Below are 616 nucleotides of genomic sequence, written 5' to 3' on the forward strand. Positions count from 1 at the left end.
TGCTTTTTCTTATCCAAACCCCAAATAGCTAAAGAATACTTTTCAACGTCAACCTCTTAACTTTTATGCTTTGCATCTGCGTAGACACAATGGATAAGCTTGTCATAAAATAACTATACGCAACCGCTCTACTTATACGTTTTGCACACTGGTAACTTACCTCCTACTAATCAAGAGACATCAGTCAAAACGCAATATAAGCGTACTGATATTCACTTATACTATTGGAGAAAGTATCGATGACAACACTAAATAATAAAATCGCGATTGTGACCGGTTCATCAAAAGGCATCGGCGCACAGATAGCCATATTACTAGCAGAATCAGGGGCCAAAACCGTTATTAACTATGCAAACGATGACGCAGCAGCCAATGATATCGTCAGCCAGATTAAAGCGGCAGGCGGTGAAGCCATTGCCATTCAAGCAGATGTCAGTAATACTCAGCAAGTCGCCACACTGTTCGACACCACCATCAGTGAATTTGGTAATCCAGATATCTTAGTCAATAGCGCAGGTATGATGATTAATAAACCTATCGCAGAGACCACCGACGAAGACTTTGATCGTACCTTTGCCGTCAATGCAAAAGGTACATTTAATACACTTCGTGAGGC

The 616-nt window shown here is 41.1% G+C and carries 1 protein-coding gene; it reads left to right on the top strand.

Translation table 11 applies throughout. From position 1 onward, the window contains the following. Positions 1–239: 239 nt before the first annotated feature. A partial coding sequence (locus ACT3QP_RS15000; RefSeq protein ID WP_444526056.1) for an SDR family NAD(P)-dependent oxidoreductase occupies positions 240–616 on the top strand: 377 nt, incomplete at its 3' end.

This window comes from Psychrobacter sp. AOP7-B1-24, assembly GCF_052376215.1.
GTDB lineage: Bacteria > Pseudomonadota > Gammaproteobacteria > Pseudomonadales > Moraxellaceae > Psychrobacter.